We start from the raw sequence: 17,792 nt of genomic DNA on the forward strand, positions 1-17,792 counted from the left end.
CAGTATAGAAGATTTTCGACGCCAAAAGAACCATTTCACCACGAAGATGCGAAAGTTTTTACCACCAAGACGCCAAGACACCAAGTTTTTTGCACCGCAAAGGCGCGAAGGAAATAGAGAGAGCCAACCCTACCCACCCGGCCCATGCGGCGAAGGTGCCGCTCATGCAAACTGGCCATATGCACGAACACCAGCCGCCAGCATTCAGCAGAGGAACGCTCAAAATTGGGGGTTCCAAGGGGGCGATGCCCCCTGGTGGGGTTCCGAGGGGCTAGCCCCTCGGCGCCGCCCGCGCAGGGCATGCACCACCATCCAAAAACGCCCACTATCGACGAAGGCGCACCCGAGACAAACTGCCATTTCGCTAAAACGGCCTCGGAACACCCGATAAAGTGACACCATGTCAGGGGCGATGCCCCCGCGCAGGGTCACGAGGGGCATCCCCCCAGACGCCGCCCGCGCAGGGCATGCACCATCATCCAAAAACGACCGCCATCATCAAAGGCACGCCCTCGCAGAACCAACCCATCTGGAGTCTTGGTAGTGAAAAACCGACGCTCTGTCGCGTACGCATAGGCCCCGCGCCCGAGGCCGTCGCCCCGCAGCCGAGCCAGCCGCCCGTGCTACAATAGCGGCTAAACAGGTTTTGGCCCAAAAGTTGCGGAAGGGCAGCACAAAGCCCACCGCCTTTGTATCCCACATATTGTAATGGAGCACACTGTATGACCAGCGACGGCCTGTGGTACAAGGATGCCATCTTCTACGAGCTTCAGGTGAAGTCCTTCTTCGATAGCAACGGCGACGGCATCGGCGACTTCCCGGGCCTGATCGAGAAGCTGGACTACCTCCAGGACCTCGGGGTGGACTGCATCTGGATCACGCCCTTCTACCCATCCCCGCTGCGCGACGACGGCTACGACATCGCCGACTACTACGGCGTCCACAGCGACTTCGGCACCATCAAGGACATGCGGCAGTTCATCAAAGAGGCCCACCGGCGCGGCATGCGCGTGATGACCGACCTGGTGATGAACCACACATCCGACCAGCACCCCTGGTTCCAGGCCGCCCGCTCCGACCCCAAGTCGCCCTACCGCAACTACTACGTCTGGAGCGACACCGACGACAAGTATAAAGACGCCCGCATCATCTTCACCGACACCGAGCGCTCGAACTGGACCTGGGATCCGGTGGCCAAGCAGTACTTCTGGCACCGCTTTTTCAGCCACCAGCCCGACCTGAACTTCGAGAACCCCAAGGTGCGCCAGGCGATCTTCAAGGTGCTGCGCTTCTGGCTCGACATGGGCATCGACGGCTTCCGCGCCGACGCCGTGCCCTACCTGTTCGAGGAAGAGGGCACCAACTGCGAGAACCTGCCCCGCACCCACGCCTACCTGCAGGCCGTGCGCGCCGAGATCGACCGGCTCTACCCTGGCCGCATTCTGCTGGCCGAGGCCAACCAGTGGCCCGCCGACGTGCGCCCCTACTTCGGCAACGGCGACGAGTTCCACATGGCCTTCAACTTCCCGCTGATGCCGCGCCTGTTCATGTCGGTGCGCCGCGAGGACCGCACGCCGATCATCGACATCATCTCGCAGCTGCCCGAGATCCCCGACAACTGCCAGTGGTGCCTGTTCCTGCGCAACCACGACGAGCTGACCCTGGAGATGGTCACCGACGAGGAGCGCGACTACATGTACCACGAGTACGCCAAAGACCCGCGCATGAAGATCAACCTGGGCATCCGCCGCCGCCTGGCCCCGCTGCTCGAAAACGGGCGACGCCGCATGGAGCTGCTCAACGCGATCATGTTCTCCATGCCCGGCAGCCCGATCATCTACTACGGCGACGAGATCGGCATGGGCGACAACATCTACCTGGGCGACCGCAACGGCGTGCGCACCCCCATGCAGTGGAGCAGCGACCGCAACGCGGGCTTCTCGCGTGCGGAGTCGGCGCGGCTCTACAGCCCCGTGATCACCGACGCGGTGTACGGCTACCAGGGCATCAACGTCGAGGCCCAGCAGCGCGACCAGTCCTCGCTGCTGAACTGGATGAAGCGCCTCATCCGCCTGCGCAGGCGCCACCCGGTGTTCAGCCGTGGCCAGATCACCTTCCTGCACCCCGCCAACACCAAGGTGCTGGCCTACGTGCGCCACGACGAGCACGAGACGCTGCTGTGCGTCAACAACCTCTCGCGCTTTGTGCAGCCCTGCGAGCTGGACCTGAGCCAGTTCAGCGGCGACACCCCGGTGGAGCTGTTCGGCGAGACCGTCTTCCCCAAGATCGGCGAGCTGCCCTACTTCATCACGCTGGGGCCGCACGGCTTCTACTGGTTCCGCCTAGAGCGCCAGGGCTAGGGTCGCACATCCACCAGGCCGGCCACGCGTAGCTATACCATGGGCGGCCTGGTCGCGCGGAGCGCCATGGCGTTGGGGTGCGCCGCCGTGCGACGAGCGATTGTGCATTGTGGTACAATAAACCCGTCCGCTTCGAAGAAAGGTAGGATTCACGTGAGCGAATCACGATATGATGTTGTTGTGCTGGGCGCAGGGCCGGGCGGCTACGTGGCCGCGATTCGCTGCGCGCAGCTTGGGCTAAAGACCGCGATCGTCGAGCGACAGTATATGGGCGGCGTCTGTCTGAACGTCGGCTGCATCCCCACCAAGGCCCTTTTGCACAGCGCCGAGCTGTACGACGAGGTGCGCGAGATGGAGAAGTTCGGCATCAAGATCAGCGGTGCCGAGCTGGACTGGCCGGGCGTGATGGCAAACAAGGATCGCGTTGTCAAGAAGATGACCGGCGGCGTCAGCTTCCTGATGAAGAAAAATAAGATCGACGTCCACAACGGCACCGGCAAGCTGGCCAACAGCCACACCATCGTCGTCACCGACAACAATGGCAAGGAGACCTCGGTCGAGGCCAACACCATCATCCTGGCGCTGGGCGGCAAGTGGGGCCGCGACATCGCCCAGATCGGCGCGATCATCGACGAGGACCGCATCCTCTCCTCCACCGGCGGCCTGAACCAGAAGTCGGTTCCCAAGTCGCTGATCGTGGTGGGCGCGGGCGCGGTGGGCTGCGAGTTCAGCTCGATGTACCGTGGCTTTGGCAGCGAGGTGACACTGCTGGAGATGATGCCTCGCCTGGTGCCCAACGAGGACCAGGAGGTCGGCGAGGAGCTGATGCGCAACTTCTCCAAGCGCGGCATCAAGGTCAAGGCTGGCGTCAAGGTCAGCAAGGTCGAGAAGGCCGCCGACTCGGTGACGGCCACCTACACCACCGCCGACGGCAAGGAGGAGAGCGTGACCGCCGAGAAGATGATCCTCGGCATCGGCGCGCCCATCCCCAACACCCGCGACGTAGGCCTGAACGAGACCGGCGTGGAGCTGGATGATCGCGGCTACATCAAGGTCAACACCTTCATGCAGACCAGCGTGCCCAACATCTACGCCATCGGCGACTGCGTGGACAAGGGGCCGTACCTGGCCCACAAGGCATCCGCCGAGGGCGTGGTGGCCGCCGAGGCTATCGCGGGCCACCACGCGCAGCCGATCGACTACAGCAAGGTGCCCGCCTGCACCTACTGCTACCCCGAGATCGGCAGCGTGGGCCTGACCGAGCAGAAGGCCCGCGAGAAGGGCTACGAGGTGAAGGTCGGCAAGTTCCCGTTCTCGGCCAACGGTCGCGCCACCATCCTCGGCCAGAACGGCGGCTTCGTGAAGATCGTCTCCGACGCGAAGTATGACGAGGTGCTGGGCGTCCACATCATCGGCCCCAACGCCACCGAGCTGATCGCCGAGGGCGCGGTGGCGCTCACGCACGAGGCCACCACCGAGTCGCTGATGCGCACCATCCACGCCCACCCCACGCTCTACGAGGCGCTGGGCGAGGCCGAGCACGCCGCATCGTCCGGCGCGGCCATCCACGTCTAGGCAGCAACCACGGCGGGCTGCGGCACCCACCGCAGCCCGCCCTTTCCCCAGGCACCCCACAGGAGGCCCAGCAATGCCCGTTCTGATCAACCTCACCACCGCCGAGCACGGCGGCAAGGTCGCGGCCTGCGGCTCGCATGAGAGCTGCGGCGTCAACTGCACCTGCGGCTGCCCCTACACCGCCATGGTCGAGAAGGGCCGCGTCGAGCTGATCGCCGATATCGAGCAGCGCTACCCCGAGCAGTGGCTTGGCTTCGTCATCCCCCCCGGCGAGGACGAGTTCCAGCCCGAGCGCGGCATGCTGGTGGTCTACAGCAGCAGCGACGACGAGGTGTGGGACGCGGTGAGCCAGGTGACCCACAACCAGATCGTCCACGTCTACTACAACGGCATGCGCGACCCCTTCGCGGCCTAGCCCCGCGCCGCAGCGGCCTCCTCGGGCTGGATGTCCAGCCCGAACAGCGCCGCCAGCTCCGCCGCCTGCGTGGGCGTCACGATCAGCCCCTTCATCTCCACCGGGGTGATCTGCACGCCGCTCAGGTCGCAGCCCCGCACATCTGCGCCCTTCAGCTTGGCCCGCCGCAGATCGCACCCGCTCATATTACAGCCGCGAAACACCGCCCCGCCTAGGTTGCTGCCCTCGAACGAGGCTGCCTTCAGCGAGCAGCCCTCGAACCGCGTGCCCCGGAACGACGACGCCCAGAAGCGCGCCGCCTCGGCATTGCAGCCCTGGATCAGCAGATTATCGCACTGCGCGTCCTGGATGGTCATGCCCAGCAGCCTACAGCCCAGCAGCTCGGCGCGCTGGATGTGCGGCTTCTCCCAGCGGGCGCTGGCCAGGTCGCAGCCGTCCATCCGCACATCCAGCAGCTGCAGCAGCTTCCACTGACTATTGGCAAAGTGGCCCCGCCGGATCAGCACCCGGTCGAACAGCACATCGGCGGTGATCGAGTCGCTCAGATCGATCTCGCTCAGCAGCGCCTGCGCAAAGGCGCTCTGATCGCCAAAGCTCTCTGGCTCGACCCAGCTGTGCGGCAGGGTCTCGGGTAGCGCGGGCGGCTCAATCGCGCGCGCGGGGGTTGGGCGAGGCATCACATGCTCCTGATTCAAAAAGAGTTATTGCCCCTTTATACACCAAAACAGGCGAACAGATGAGCGCTAGAGGCACGTGACTTTTTCGTAGAATGTCGGAAAATGTGCCCAGCGCTCGGGGTGACATGCTCAGCGCTCGGGATGACGTGCTCAGTGCTCGGGAAGGCGTGCTCAGTGCTCGGGATGACGTGCTCAGTGCTCGGGATGACGTGCTCAGTGCTTGGGATGACGTGCTCAGTGCTTGGGATGACGTGCTCAGTGCTCGGGATGACGTGCTCTGCGCTCGGGATGACGTGCTCAGTGCTCGGGATGACGTGCTCAGTGCTCGGGATGACGTGCTCAGTGCTCGGGATGACATGCTCAGTGCTCGGGATGACGTGCTCTGCGCTCGGGGTGACGTGCTCAGTGCTCGGGATGACGTGCTCAGTGCTCGGGAAGGCCTGCTCTACGCTTGGGAAGATTGCACAGCAGGGGCACAAAAAAAGCGCGGGGGCCGAAGCCCCCGCGCCCTCACTCGGCTAGCGGTACTGCGCCGCGCTCTCACCTGCGATAAACTCCTCCACCTTCTGGCGAGCCTCGTCGTCGGTGAACTGGACGGGCGGCGACTTCATCAGGTAGGAGGAGGGGGCCTCTAGCTGGCCGGAGATGCCCCGGTCGAGCGCCAGCTTGGCGCAGCGCACCGCGTCGATCACCACGCCCGCCGAGTTCGGGCTATCCCAGACCTCAAGCTTCAGCTCCAGGTTCAGCGGCACGTTGCCGAAGGTGGTGCCCTCGATGCGGATGTGGCACCACTTGCGGTCGGTCAGCCAGGGCACATAGTCGGAAGGGCCGACGTGCACCGCCTCATCGGGCAGCGGCACATTCAGCTGGCTCGTCACCGCCTGGGTCTTCGAGATCTTCTTCGACTCAAGCCGCTCGCGCTCCAGCATGTTGTAGAAATCCATGTTGCCGCCAAAGTTCAGCTGGTAGGTGCGGTCGATGCGCACGCCACGGTCGCGGAACAGGTTGGTGAGCACGCGGTGCACGATCGTCGCGCCCACCTGGCTCTTGATATCGTCGCCGATGATCGGCAGGCCGGCCTCGCGGAAGCGCGACTGCCACTCGGGGCGCGAGGCGATGAACACGGGGATGCAGTTCACGAAGGCGCAGCCCGCCTCCAGCGCGGCGGTGGCGTAGAACTGGGTGGCCTCCTCCGAGCCGACCGGCAGGTAGTTCACCACCACATCGGTCTTGGTCTCGCGCAGCACCTTGGCCACATCCACCGGCTCGGCGGGTGACTCGGTGACGACGGTGGAGACATACTTGCCCAGGCCATCCAGCGTGGGGCCGCGCTGCACCGTGATGCCCAGCTCGGGGATCTTGGCGAACTCGATGGTATTATTCGGCTCGGCGGCCAGCGCCAGCGACAGATCTTTGCCGACCTTGGCCTCGTTAACATCAAATGCTGCGGAGAACTCCACATCGGCCACGTGGTAGCCGCCCAAGTTCACATGCATCAGCCCAGGCACAAAATCATCCTCGCTGGCGTTGCGGTAGAACTCCACACCCTGCACCAGCGACGACGCGCAGTTCCCGACGCCCACAATCGCAACCCGCACCTTTTTTCGTTGCGCGTTCACACAGTCCTCCAGATAGGTATCTGATATGTTCAATCCTCGCGTGAGTGCCGACATAGTACCACAGTCACGCTTCCTTTTGTACAGCCATTAGGATGATCGTGTTAAGACCTTTAATGCAAACGCAGGTGTGGGCGAAACGGATCTGGGCATCGCCCTACGGGAGCGGCAACGAGGGGATAGCTCGTCAACAGGTGTCATTGTTGACGGCTTTTGTGCTTTTTTGGCAAAAAGGCGCGGTCGGATGTCGATGGCAGAGCATTGCCGCATCGCATCCAACCCGATGCCCGCAATGATACCCAATGGCTGTAGGGGCGGGCCTCGTGTCCGCCCCAGCACGATGCGCCGCCCGCATCGTAACCCCGCCCGATGCCCACGGCGCGTGGCGATGCGTTTCACGCCGCGTGCATCGTCGGGGCATTCGATGTGCCCAATGCCCACGGCGCGGGCGGGCACGAGGCCCGCCCCTACGGCGATGAACACGCGCAGGCATGCCTTCGCATCCTTGTGGTGAAGAACTCCCGTGGGCCGAGGCCATCAGCCGCATCTCATCGACTAGGGCGGGGGGCGCGTGCTATAATGAGGGAAGCTGCTACTGCCACGCGCACTAGCCTTGGCGAAACACACGGATCCTACGCCGCGTTCACTATGAGGTGCGTTCGTGCCCAAATGGTCAGACTTCGGCAACATCTGGTCAACCCTGCGCGAGATCGACGTCAGCGCCATCCGCGTCGAGGCCGAGAAGCCCTTCTCGATCGTCGCCGTCGGCCACCCCGCAGCCATCGACGCCATCGACAAGCTGCTGCACACCGGCGACGACCGCTACGGCCAGGTGGGGCTCAACCCCATCGAGCACATTCCCTTCGAGCAGGCCAACCAGCAGAGCGCCAGCATCCGCAGCGCCACGTTGCTGATCATCGCTGTCGACGCGCGCGCGCCGCTGGCCCAGGCCGACGCCGATGCGCTGGCCCTAGTGGAGCGCGCCAGCATCCCCACGCTGATCGCGCTGGTGTTCGGCACCGCGCCGCTGGGCGGCGTCACGCTGCCGCGCGCGCTGGCTCCCACCACCGTCATCCTGCCCGACCCGGCGGCGCTGAACGCCTCGGACAATCTGGCCTCGGCGGTGTTCGAGCGGCTGCCCAGCGAGCTGCACCTGGCCGCCGCGCGGCGGCTGCCGGGGCTGCGCATCCCCTACACCCGCGATCTGGTCAACACCAGCAGCTTCACCAACGCCACCTACGCGCTGGGCACCAGCCTGCCCGAACAGATCCCCGTGATCAGCGTGCCGTTCGCGATCGCCGACATCGTGGTGCTCACCAAGAACCAGGCGCTGATGGTCTACCGCATGGCGCTGGCCCACGGCGCGAAGCCCGACTTCCAGGAGCGGATCATGGAGCTCGCGCCGGTGATCGGCGGCGGCTTCGTGTGGCGGCAGCTGGCCCGCACCCTGGTGGGCCTGGTGCCGGTGTGGGGCGTGGTGCCCAAGGTGGCGATCGCCTACGGCGGCACCTACGCCACCGGCGTGGCGGCCTGGGGCTGGTTCGCGCGCGGCGAGATGCTGACCAAAGAGCAGCTGAACACCATTACCCAGCAGGCCATCGGCATCGGCAGGCAGCGCGCCAAGGAGCTGGCCGACAAGGCCAAGCAGATGACGCCCGGCAAGAAGCCCGGCGAGCCAGCCCAGCTGCCCGGGCCAGCGCCCGAGCTGGCCGCCCCCGCAGCCGAGAAGCCGGGCATCTTCCAGCGCATCCGCAGCATGCTGCCCGGCCAGAAGAAGCCCGACCAGGCCATCGAGGATCAGAGCGAAAAGTAGCATAGCCCACCAGCTCGCGGCGCAGGGGATCGGGGCCAGCCCGACCTTCCTGCGCCGCGCTGTCTACCCCAGCCAAGAACAACACGATTGAAACCCAACACACATCTCTAGGAGTCACTGTGGAAAGCTTTACCATCGAGGGCGGCCAGCAGCTCAGCGGCACCATCACCCCAGCGGGCAACAAAAACGCGGCGCTGCCGCTGATCGCCGCCACGCTGCTGACCGACAAAGAAGTGGTGCTGCACAACGTCCCCCAGATCGGCGATGTGGCCAACAAGCTGGCGCTGATCGAGAAGTTAGGGGCGCGGGTCGAGCGGCGCGGCGAGCACTCGTGGGCGATCTGCGCCGCTGGGGTCGGCGACACCCAGCCCGAGGTCGCCACCGCCCGCAAGATCCGCACGTCCATCCTGCTGGCCGGGCCGCTGCTGGCGCGGCGCGGCTTCGTCACCCTGCCGCGCCCCGGCGGCGATCTGATCGGGCGGCGGCGGCTGGACACCCACTTTCTGGCCCTGCAGGAGCTAGGCGCGTCGATCGAGGTGACGCCCACCGCCTACGTGCTGCGCGCCGAGCGGCTGCGCGGCACCGACATCTTCCTGGATGAGATGAGCGTCACCGGCACCGAGCAGGCGATCATGGCCGCCGTGCTGGCCGAGGGCACCACCGTCATCCGCAACGCTGCATCCGAGCCGCACGTGCAGGATCTGTGCACCATGCTCAACACGCTGGGGGCCAAGATCGGCGGCGTGGGCACCAACCTGCTCACGATCGAGGGCGTGGCAGCGCTGGGCGGCGGCGAGCACACTATCGGGCCAGATTTCATGGAGGTGGCCTCATTCATCGGCCTGGCCGCCGTCACCCGCAGCAGCATCCGGATCGCCCAGTGCCGCCCCGACGAGCACCGCATGACCGCCATCGCCTTCGGCAAGCTGGGCGTGCGCTGGGATGTGGATGGCGGCGACATCGTGGTGCCCGCCCAGCAGGAGCTGTGCGTGCGCGAGGACGCCCACAACGCCATCCCCAAGATCGACTCGGCCCCCTGGCCCGGCTTCAACCCCGACCTGATCAGCATCGCGCTGGTGGTGGCCACCCAGGCTCGCGGCACCATCCTGATCCACGAGAAGATGTTCGAGAGCCGCCTGTTCTTCGTCGACCGCCTGATCGGCATGGGCGCGCGAATCGTGCTGTGCGACCCGCACCGGGCGGTCGTCACCGGGGCCAGCCAGCTCTACGGCGAGCCAGAGGGCCTGCCAAGCCCCGACATCCGCGCGGGCATGGCCCTGCTGATCGCGGCGCTCTGCGCCCAGGGCCGCAGCGTGATCTATAATATTAATCAGATCGACCGTGGCTACGAGCGCATCGACCAGCGGCTGCAGGCGCTGGGGGCGCGCATCCGGCGCGTGTAGCCGCCGCGCTGGGGGCGCGCCTGCTCGCCCCCAGCCGCCCGGCGGGCAGCGGCACCTCGGCACGAAACCTGCTCATCTCGCCAGCGCAATCTTCTTCCTCTGCCCCAGGGTGCGCCGCGCTGCCTCACGGCCAGCGGTGCAAAGGCAGGAAGCTATGCTACAATACAGGCCACACGAAACACAGAAAGCAAAGGAAGAACCGTGGCATCAGAACCAACCACCCGCGAGCGTATTCTCATCGCGGATGATGAGGAAGGGCTGCGCGAGCTACTTTCCGACCTGCTGACCGACGAGGGCTACGAGGTCGATGCCGTCGCATCGGGCACCGATGTGATGAGCCGCATCGACGGCGGCGAGACCTATGGCCTGCTGCTGCTCGACCTCAAGATGCCTGGGATCAGCGGCATAGATATTCTGGAAAAGCTGCGCGCCAACAACAACGACGTGCCGGTGATCATGATCACGGGCTACGGCACATCGTCGAGCGCGATCCGCGCCATGCAGATGGGCGCATACGACTACCTGATGAAGCCCTTCGACAACGAGGAGGTGGTCGTCACCATCCGCCGCCTGTTCGAGCACCGCGCCCTGGCCTCGCGCGTGCGCCAGCTTGAGCAGCGCTCGCCCGAGGACCGCATGATCGGGCGCAGCCCCGCCATGCGCGAGATCTACAAGACCGTGGGCCTGGTGGCCGCATCCGAGGCGTCGGTGCTGATCACCGGCGAGACTGGCACCGGCAAGGAGCTGGTGGCCAACATCATCCACCAGAACTCGGGGCGCAAGGGCGCGTTCATCCCGGTGAACTGCGCGGCCCTGCCCGAGACCCTGATCGAGAGCGAGCTGTTCGGCCACGAGAAGGGCGCGTTCACCGGCGCGATGGCCCAGCGCAAGGGCCGCTTCGAGCTGGCCAATAAGGGCACGATCTTCCTGGATGAGGTGGGCGAGATCTCGCTGCCGGTGCAGAAGAAGCTGCTGCGCGTGCTCCAGGAGAGCGAGATCGAGCGCGTGGGCGGCGCGGGCGCGTTCAAAGTGGATGTGCGCGTGATCGCCGCCACCAACCGCGACCTGCTTGAGGAGGTGCGGCTGGGCAACTTCCGCGAGGATCTGTACTACCGGCTCAACGTGGTCAACATCCACATGCCGCCGCTGCGCGAGCGCCGGGGCGATCTGGCGCTGCTGGTCGAGCACTTTCTCAACAAGTATCGCTTCAAGCCCACCGCCCAGCCTACCCGTATCTCGGAAGAGGCCATGCAGCGCATCGAGGAGTACGACTGGCCCGGCAACGTGCGCCAGCTCGAAAACGAGATCGAGCGCGCCGTCACGCTCTCGCAGGGCCGGGTGGTCACCAGCCAGATCCTCAGCCTGGGCACGGCAGGCCAGCCCGCCCAGATCGACCTGGCAAACCGCGTGCGCAACCGCGACGGCCTGGCCCAGGTGCTGGCCGACGTCGAGCGGATCTTGCTGCAGGAGGCGCTGCGCCAGGCCGACGGCGACGCCGACGAGGCCGCCCGCAGGCTTCAGATCTCCACTGCCGAGCTGGGCAAGCGCCTGAAGACCCACAGCCTCTCGGTCTAGCGCACACAAAGGCCCGCAGGCTGTCGCCTGCGGGCCTGCGGCCGAGCCGCCCACGCTCCCCCTCGTCGCAACACTACCGCGCTATCGTATAGATCACCAGCGTGCTCGCGCCGCGTGCGTCGCGCAGCACCTCGCGCACCTGGCTCGGCGCAACCTCGCCTCGGCTCAGCGGGTCGTAGCCGCGCTGCCCCTCAACGTAGTAGTAGTAGCTGGTGCCACCCACGCTCAGGCCGCGCACGCTGCTGGCCGGAGCCAGCGCGCCCGCCCCGGCTTCCACCATAGGGTCGGCAGCCACACCATCCAGTCGATCCAGCACCGCCGTGCGTACCGCCATCACGTCCGCCGCAGCGGCCACCGGCGTGGCCGCAGGCACTGCCGCCGCGCTAATCGAGACGCCAGCCACAATCGCAACCAGCAGCACCACACCCATAGCCAGCAGCAGCGGCATGCCCAGCCGCACGCGCCGCGACGATGAGGCCGTCTCGTTCGATTTGGTGAAGGTTGTCGAGGGAGCGTGGATCATATGCGTCTCTCCTTTTTGAGCGACGAGAGAAAACTCTCATTTTTATCAGCGCCGTGCGAGCAAACGGTGGTACGGTTCTTGAAAAGAGCAGGAAGTGTGCCACCGTGAAGATCTGCCCTGAGCATATCATCGTAGTATCCTACCGACGATAGCGAGCGGCTGAGCGATCTGTGACACGCTGCTGATGTACCTGAGATACACACTACAAAAAACGTGCCACCAGAGCTTTTTGGTCCCCATCTCTGGCGGCGGGCGCAGAAAACTGTTGGGGAACTAGCAACGAGGATGCACAGATGATGGATATGTCGATGGGGATGGGGCTGCTGCCGCAGCAGCAGATGCGTGCATCGCCCGCACTGATCGCGCTCAACAACATGCTGGTGCTCTCGAACACCGAGCTGCAGCAGCTGGTGCAGCAGGAGATCGAGGACAACCCGGCCCTTGAGCAGCTGGAGAGCGAGGAGTCGCTGTGCAGCCGCTGCGGTCGCCCGCTGAGCGGTGCGACCTGCATCTACTGCCTCCACGAGGACATGCGCCTAGCCGAGGCCGAGCGCGACGATAGCAGCGGCACGCCGCCCGACGACGAGTTCGACCCCATGCTGGCCATCGCCGCGCCGATCTCGCTGCAGGAGAGCCTGCAGCGCGACCTGCACATCTCGCTGCCCCAGGAGGATCACGGCATCGCCGACTACCTGCTCGGCTCGCTCAACGACCAAGGCTTCCTCGACGATGATGTCGATATTATCGCCGATATCCTGCGCACCGATGCCCCACGCGTCGAGCGCGTGCTCAAGAAGCTCCAGGAGCTTGGCCCGGCGGGCGTGGGCGCGCGCAACATCCAGGAGTGCCTGCTCATCCAGATCGATAGGCTTGAGGCCACCGGCATCAGCAACCCCCACATCCACAAGATCGTAGCTGACCACTGGCTCGATCTCGGCGAGCACCGCTACGGCGTGATCGCCCAGGCCCTCGGCATCAGCTACGAGGATGTGGTGGAGGCCCGCGACTTCATGCGCCAGCACCTGCGGCCCTTCCCGCTGGAGAGCACCGGCGACGGCCACACCACATCCGAGACCACCTACCTCATCCCCGACGTGATCATCCGCGAGGAGGCCGACAAGCTGGTGATCGAAGTGGTTGAGTCGCGCCGCTTCTACCTGCGGCTCAGCCCGATCTACCAGGATCTCACCCAGGCCGTCACCGCTGGCGAGCAGCAGGTCTCCGTCGAGGAGCGCGACCACCTGCGCACCTTCGTGTCGCGGGCGCGGCTGTTCCTCACCAACATCCGCCAGCGCCGCGAGACCATCCGCCGCATCGCCGAGTATCTGGTGGAGCGGCAGGAGGCCTACCTGCGCCACGGCGTGCGCCACCTGGAGCCGCTGACCCGCGCCGAGGTGGCCAACGCGGTGGGCGTGCACGAGTCGACGGTGAGCCGCGCCACCGCCAACAAGTTTGTGCAGCTCCCCAGCAAGCAGATCGTCCCCTTCAGCCACTTCTTCACCGCATCGCTCTCGATCAAGGATGTGATCCAGGAGCTGGTCAACAACGAGAAGGTGCCGCTCACCGATCAAGAGCTAGTGGAGATGCTAGGTGAGCGCGGGTTCGACGTGGCCCGCCGCACGGTGGCCAAATACCGCGCGCAGCTGGGCATCCTGCCCTCTACGCTGCGCTAGTAGGGGCTATTCGTTACCCAGCCGTTGCGCTGGGGCGAACGGGCAACGCGCCAAGCAGTGCCGACGTTTGCCCCAGCGCAGAATGGACCCGCTGCGAGCGATTGCCATTTCCCCTTCATATCTTTGTGGTATTCGTCCCCTTGGAGTCTTGGTGGTACATATTGTTGGTGTTTCGATCATGCGTAGGCCCTAGCTGCGCTAGGCCGCGCCAGCGCCGGGGGAAGATGGTATGATAGCGCATCTCGATACGTATCCGAAAGGAAATGATCGCATGCGCTATCTCCCTCCGCTGCTCAGCGCCCTCGGGGCCATCGAGGCCCTGCTGATCGCGCGGCTGCTGCTGCGGCTTATGGCGGCCCGCCCCGACAACCCGGCCTTCGCGGCGCTGCTGGCCGTCACCGGTGTGCTGCGCGCACCCCTGGCCGCCCTCGATGCTGGGCAGCCGCAATTTGGCGCGACGCTTGAATTCTCCACGCTGGCGCTGCTCGTGCTGCTGGCCGCCATCATGCTGGCGCTAGGGCTGCTGGCCCGGCGTAGCACCCAAACCGCAAGGATATCGCATGGATAATGCTTTCACCCAGTTCCTAGCCATATTTGGCATCATCGCCGCCACATGCGTCATCATCGGCCTGCTTGGGCTGGCGCTGCTGGTGCGCTCCATCCGCCAGCTCGACATCCCGCGCGACGCCGACTTCTTCACCACCATGCGCCATGTGCCGATTGCGCTGGTCATTATGCTCGACCTGCTGGATCTAGGGATGGACATCTTCGCCACGCCGATCGTGTGGATCTTTCTTGACCGCATGGGCCTGCCCAGCCTGCGTAACAAGGCTCTGATCGAGGCGCTCATCCCCTTCACCGGCCCCATCCCCACCTTCACCATTGGGTGGATCGCCGCGCGGTGGCTGAACCTTGGCGAGGCCGACCTACATATGGCCCGGCAGCTCGCGCAGGGCATCCGCCCGCAGATCATCGATATGGACGAGGGCGGGCCGACGCGCTACAATGCACCCAGGAAAGAGATCCGCTAGCAATAGCGATGGTCTCAACTCCTCCCGGCGCGCTCTGCCGCGCCCGCATATGGAGAGACAACATGGACCTGCTGCTTGAGATCATTATGGCGGTGACGATCGTGGGGATCTGCGGCGCGATCGCCGAGTTCGTGGTGGGCTACAGCCCCGGCCAGATCCTGCTGGTGATGCTGGTGGGCGTGGTAGGCGCATACCTTGGCAACGGTATCGCGATTGGGCTGGCGGCCTTCATCCCATCGCTGCCATCGCTCATCCTGATCAGGGTCGGCACCTTTACCTTCGACCTGATCTGGACCTTCCTTGGCTCGTGCCTCATCCTGCTGGTGCTTTCGCTGCTGCGCGGCGGGCGGCGGCGCACGATCTTCGCCAACGGCGCTGGCGAGTAGGCATAGCAACGCGCTGGCGGGTGGCTCCGCCAGCGCGTTGCTATGCCCTAGAGAAATATGTAGCTAGCCGATCGCAGGCAGCAACACCACAAACGCCGTCCCACCCTCAGTCGCCTCCACCGTGATCGTCCCCGAGTGCTGCTCGATAATGCTGTAGCTCACCGCCAGGCTCAGGCCGGTGCGATCTACCTTGGTGCTGTAGAACGGCTCAAACAGGCTGCCCATCGACTCAGGGTCGATTCCGCCGCCCGTATCCGAGATCACCACCCGCACCATCCGCCCGCTTGGCGAATCCACCGCCGCCGTCTGCAGCACCAGCCTGCCCCCGGAGGGCATGGCCTCACTGGCGTTCTGGATCAGGCTGCCGAGCACCTGGCGCAGCTGGCTGGCCACCCCGCGCACCCGTGGCAGATAGGCATCCCACAGGCGCTCCACCGCCACGCCCTGCGCCTGCAGCTGCGGCGCATAGGCCGACAGCACCGACTCAAGCAGCTCGTGCAACGAGATCGGGCGCATGCCCTCGCGCATGGCTGGCCGGTAGAGGTCCATCATCTGCTGCACCACCCCCACCAGCTGCGCGACCTGCGCGTTAGCCATCTGGATGATCTGGCGGTGGCGATCTGCCGAGAGGCGATTCTCAAGCAGCAGGTTGATCGAGCTTTGCAGCGCCTGCAGCGGGTTGTTTACCTCGTGGGCAATCGATGCGCTCAGCCGCCCCATGCCCGAGAGCTTCTCGGCGCGGATGGCCTGCTGGGTCTGGCGATTGCGCTCGCGTATGTCGCGGGCGATCACCAGCAGGTAGGGGCGATCGGCATATGCGATCGCGCTAACCGCCACCGATACTGCAATCTTATGTCCACCGCGCGCATGCAGGGTAGCCTCAAACTCGGGCGCGTTTACGCGTGTTTCCAGGCCATACACATAGTCGGCAGCGATCAGGGCCTGCGGGGCCAGCTTCTGCAGCGCATCCTGGCTGTACCCGCTGAGCGCCACAGTCGCCGCATTGGCCTCTACAATCCGCTGCGATTTCCCATCCAGCAGCAGTGCGCAATCTTGGGACTGTGCCAGCACCGCCCGATACGAGGCCAGCAGGCCAGCCAGCGCACCGCGCGACCGCATCTGGCTGATGGCCACCGCCGCAATACTGGCGATCGCCAGCAACATGTCGTGCTGCGCGGCACCCCAGCCGCCAGAGGTGCGCCGCTCGATCAGGAGCGCGCCCGCCACTCGCTGCTCAAACAGCATCGGCACCGCTACATAGGTATGCTGGGGGTCAAAGGCCAGATCGGCGATCCCATCGGGGCGCGGCATATCGGGCACCACCGAAAGCACGCGCCCGTGGGCGATCACCCACTCGGCGCGGTCTAGCCAGCGCGCCGACTCGTCGGGCGGCAGCAGCGATGCCGCCAGCGAGGGCACCCCGCCCTCCACCAGCACCAGCAGCACCTGTTCGAGCGCCAGCACCTCGTGGGTCACATCGACAATCTGCTGATAGAGACGGGAAAGATCCGCCTGGCCCATGAGCCGCTCGCTCACCATGCCGAGCGGATGAGCAAGCATGGGCGTCTGGGGCGGCGCGCCCATAGCGCCCGGCACAACCTCGCGCGCCAGCGAGCGCAGCAGCTCGATGGAAAACGGCTTGAGCAGCACGGCGCGCGCCCCCAGGCGGGTCGCCTCATCGGAGTGCGCCGAGGAGCCATAGCCCGTCATCACCACCACCATCGTCGATGGGCTTGATCGGCGAAGCTCGCGCAGCACCTCGATCCCGCCAACGCGCGGCAGGTGGACATCCACCAGCACCAGATCGAAAGGATCCGCGGTGCCGATCAGCTCCAGCGCCACATCACCATCGTCGGCCTGCTCGACGTAGTAGCCAAGCTGGGCCAGCACCATCACGCACAGCTCGCGGATGGAGCGCTCATCATCTATTACCAACGCGCGGCCAGAATCGGTGCCCATGGGTTCTGTGACCTTTACCCTTCACAAGCATGGCGGGCAACACCAGAGTGCAGCCTCCAGAGATAGAGGTATAGCATTGGGGGCGCGTCGCAACGCGGCGTGCCCCCACAGCGCACAAGCCAGGCCAGCGCAGCCGTGTGGCCTAGCCGCCGTGCCGCCCACGTAGCTCGGCCAGCACCGACTCAAGCGGCAAGCCCTGGTCCTCTAGCAGCACCAAGCTGTGGTAGAGCAGATCGGCCAGCTCCCAAGAAAGCTCGGTGTGCGAGGCATTTTTCGCTGCGATCACCACCTCGGTCGCCTCCTCGCCGATCTTCTTGCCGATCCGATCGACCCCGCCGATCAGCAGCTTGGTGGTGTACGAGCCCTCAGGGCGCTCGGCATTGCGCTTCTTGACCACATCGGCCAGCCGTGAGAGCTCGGCCAGCGCAGGGACTGGCTCGTGGTGGATCTCGCCCTCAAGATCGCGGTGGAAGCAAGTCGGCTCGCCGGTGTGGCAGGTCGGGCCGTGTGGCTCGGCCAGCACCAGCAGCGCATCGCCATCGCAGTCCTGGCGAATCGCGACCAGATCCAGCACATTCCCCGATGTCTCGCCCTTGGTCCAGTAGCTCTGGCGGCTGCGGCTCCAGAATGTCACCTGCCGTGTCTCGCGCGTCCTTCGCAGGGCCTCCTCGTTCATGTAGCCCAGCATCAGCACCTCGCCGCTGCGGGCGTGCTGCACGATCACCGGGATGAGGCCGTTGTCGTCGTATTTCACCGATCTCTCCAGACCAGAGCGGCATGGGGCAC

Annotated in this window: 12 protein-coding genes and 3 pseudogenes; 10 read left to right on the plus strand and 5 right to left on the minus strand. The window is 65.3% G+C overall.

All coding sequences use genetic code 11. From position 1 onward, the window contains the following. Positions 1 to 722: 722 nt before the first annotated feature. The 3 genes from treS to F8S13_21645 all read left to right on the plus strand — a co-directional run bounded on the left by treS (position 723) and on the right by F8S13_21645 (position 4,350). Positions 723 to 2,360, plus strand: a complete 1,638-nt coding sequence (gene treS, locus F8S13_21635) for a maltose alpha-D-glucosyltransferase (protein KAB8140853.1) — start codon at positions 723 to 725, stop codon at positions 2,358 to 2,360. 153 nt (positions 2,361 to 2,513) lie between these two features. Then, positions 2,514 to 3,935 (plus strand): dihydrolipoyl dehydrogenase, encoded by a 1,422-nt coding sequence (lpdA, locus tag F8S13_21640; GenBank protein KAB8140854.1) that lies wholly within the window; start codon positions 2,514 to 2,516, stop codon positions 3,933 to 3,935. Positions 3,936 to 4,008: 73 nt separating this feature from the next. Next, positions 4,009 to 4,350: a hypothetical protein gene (locus F8S13_21645; GenBank protein KAB8140855.1), complete on the plus strand. Its 342-nt coding sequence runs from the start codon at positions 4,009 to 4,011 to the stop codon at positions 4,348 to 4,350. Here the strand turns inward: F8S13_21645 and F8S13_21650 are convergent. Both F8S13_21650 and F8S13_21655 read right to left on the minus strand, forming a co-directional pair. Further along, positions 4,347 to 5,027, minus strand: coding sequence for a pentapeptide repeat-containing protein (locus F8S13_21650; protein KAB8140856.1), 681 nt, complete (start codon positions 5,025 to 5,027; stop codon positions 4,347 to 4,349). The genes F8S13_21645 and F8S13_21650 overlap by 4 nt on opposite strands. Positions 5,028 to 5,545: 518 nt before the next feature. Beyond that, positions 5,546 to 6,700: an inositol-3-phosphate synthase gene (locus F8S13_21655; protein KAB8140857.1), complete on the minus strand. Its 1,155-nt coding sequence runs from the start codon at positions 6,698 to 6,700 to the stop codon at positions 5,546 to 5,548. Between the two features lie 604 nt (positions 6,701 to 7,304). Between F8S13_21655 and F8S13_21660 the strand changes: the two are divergent. The 3 genes and pseudogenes from F8S13_21660 (at position 7,305) to F8S13_21670 (ending at position 11,434) form a co-directional block, all read left to right on the plus strand. Then, positions 7,305 to 8,315, plus strand: a pseudogene (locus F8S13_21660) (hypothetical protein). Positions 8,316 to 8,575: 260 nt separating this feature from the next. Next, the gene (gene murA / locus F8S13_21665) at positions 8,576 to 9,859 is read left to right on the plus strand and encodes a UDP-N-acetylglucosamine 1-carboxyvinyltransferase (GenBank protein KAB8140858.1); all 1,284 of its coding nucleotides are present in this window, start codon (positions 8,576 to 8,578) and stop codon (positions 9,857 to 9,859) included. A 201-nt stretch (positions 9,860 to 10,060) separates the two neighbouring features. After that, entirely contained in the window at positions 10,061 to 11,434 is a 1,374-nt protein-coding gene (locus tag F8S13_21670; GenBank protein ID KAB8140859.1) for a sigma-54-dependent Fis family transcriptional regulator, read from the plus strand. Between the two features lie 73 nt (positions 11,435 to 11,507). Here F8S13_21670 and F8S13_21675 read toward each other — a convergent pair whose 3' ends face one another. Continuing rightward, the gene (locus F8S13_21675) at positions 11,508 to 11,957 is read right to left on the minus strand and encodes a hypothetical protein (GenBank protein KAB8140860.1); all 450 of its coding nucleotides are present in this window, start codon (positions 11,955 to 11,957) and stop codon (positions 11,508 to 11,510) included. A 296-nt stretch (positions 11,958 to 12,253) separates the two neighbouring features. On the opposite strand from F8S13_21675, the gene rpoN reads away from it, so the two are divergent. From rpoN to F8S13_21695, 4 genes and pseudogenes are all read left to right on the plus strand, one after another. Continuing rightward, on the plus strand, positions 12,254 to 13,630 hold the full coding sequence (rpoN, locus tag F8S13_21680; protein ID KAB8140861.1) for an RNA polymerase factor sigma-54: 1,377 nt from the start codon (positions 12,254 to 12,256) through the stop codon (positions 13,628 to 13,630). Between the two features lie 271 nt (positions 13,631 to 13,901). After that, positions 13,902 to 14,126 (plus strand): annotated as a pseudogene (locus tag F8S13_21685) (YggT family protein). Between the two features lie 64 nt (positions 14,127 to 14,190). Continuing rightward, positions 14,191 to 14,550 (plus strand): annotated as a pseudogene (locus F8S13_21690) (hypothetical protein). Between the two features lie 173 nt (positions 14,551 to 14,723). Then, complete coding sequence (locus F8S13_21695; GenBank protein KAB8140862.1) at positions 14,724 to 15,047, plus strand: GlsB/YeaQ/YmgE family stress response membrane protein; 324 nt, start codon at positions 14,724 to 14,726, stop codon at positions 15,045 to 15,047. 63 nt (positions 15,048 to 15,110) lie between these two features. Here the strand turns inward: F8S13_21695 and F8S13_21700 are convergent, their stop codons facing one another. Further along, positions 15,111 to 17,006 (minus strand): response regulator, encoded by a 1,896-nt coding sequence (locus F8S13_21700; protein KAB8140863.1) that lies wholly within the window; start codon positions 17,004 to 17,006, stop codon positions 15,111 to 15,113. Between the two features lie 142 nt (positions 17,007 to 17,148). Beyond that, positions 17,149 to 17,772: a bifunctional phosphoribosyl-AMP cyclohydrolase/phosphoribosyl-ATP diphosphatase HisIE gene (locus F8S13_21705; GenBank protein ID KAB8140864.1), complete on the minus strand. Its 624-nt coding sequence runs from the start codon at positions 17,770 to 17,772 to the stop codon at positions 17,149 to 17,151. Positions 17,773 to 17,792: the final 20 nt, after the last annotated feature.

The sequence above is a fragment of the Chloroflexia bacterium SDU3-3 genome, assembly GCA_009268125.1.
Lineage (GTDB): Bacteria > Chloroflexota > Chloroflexia > Chloroflexales > Roseiflexaceae > SDU3-3.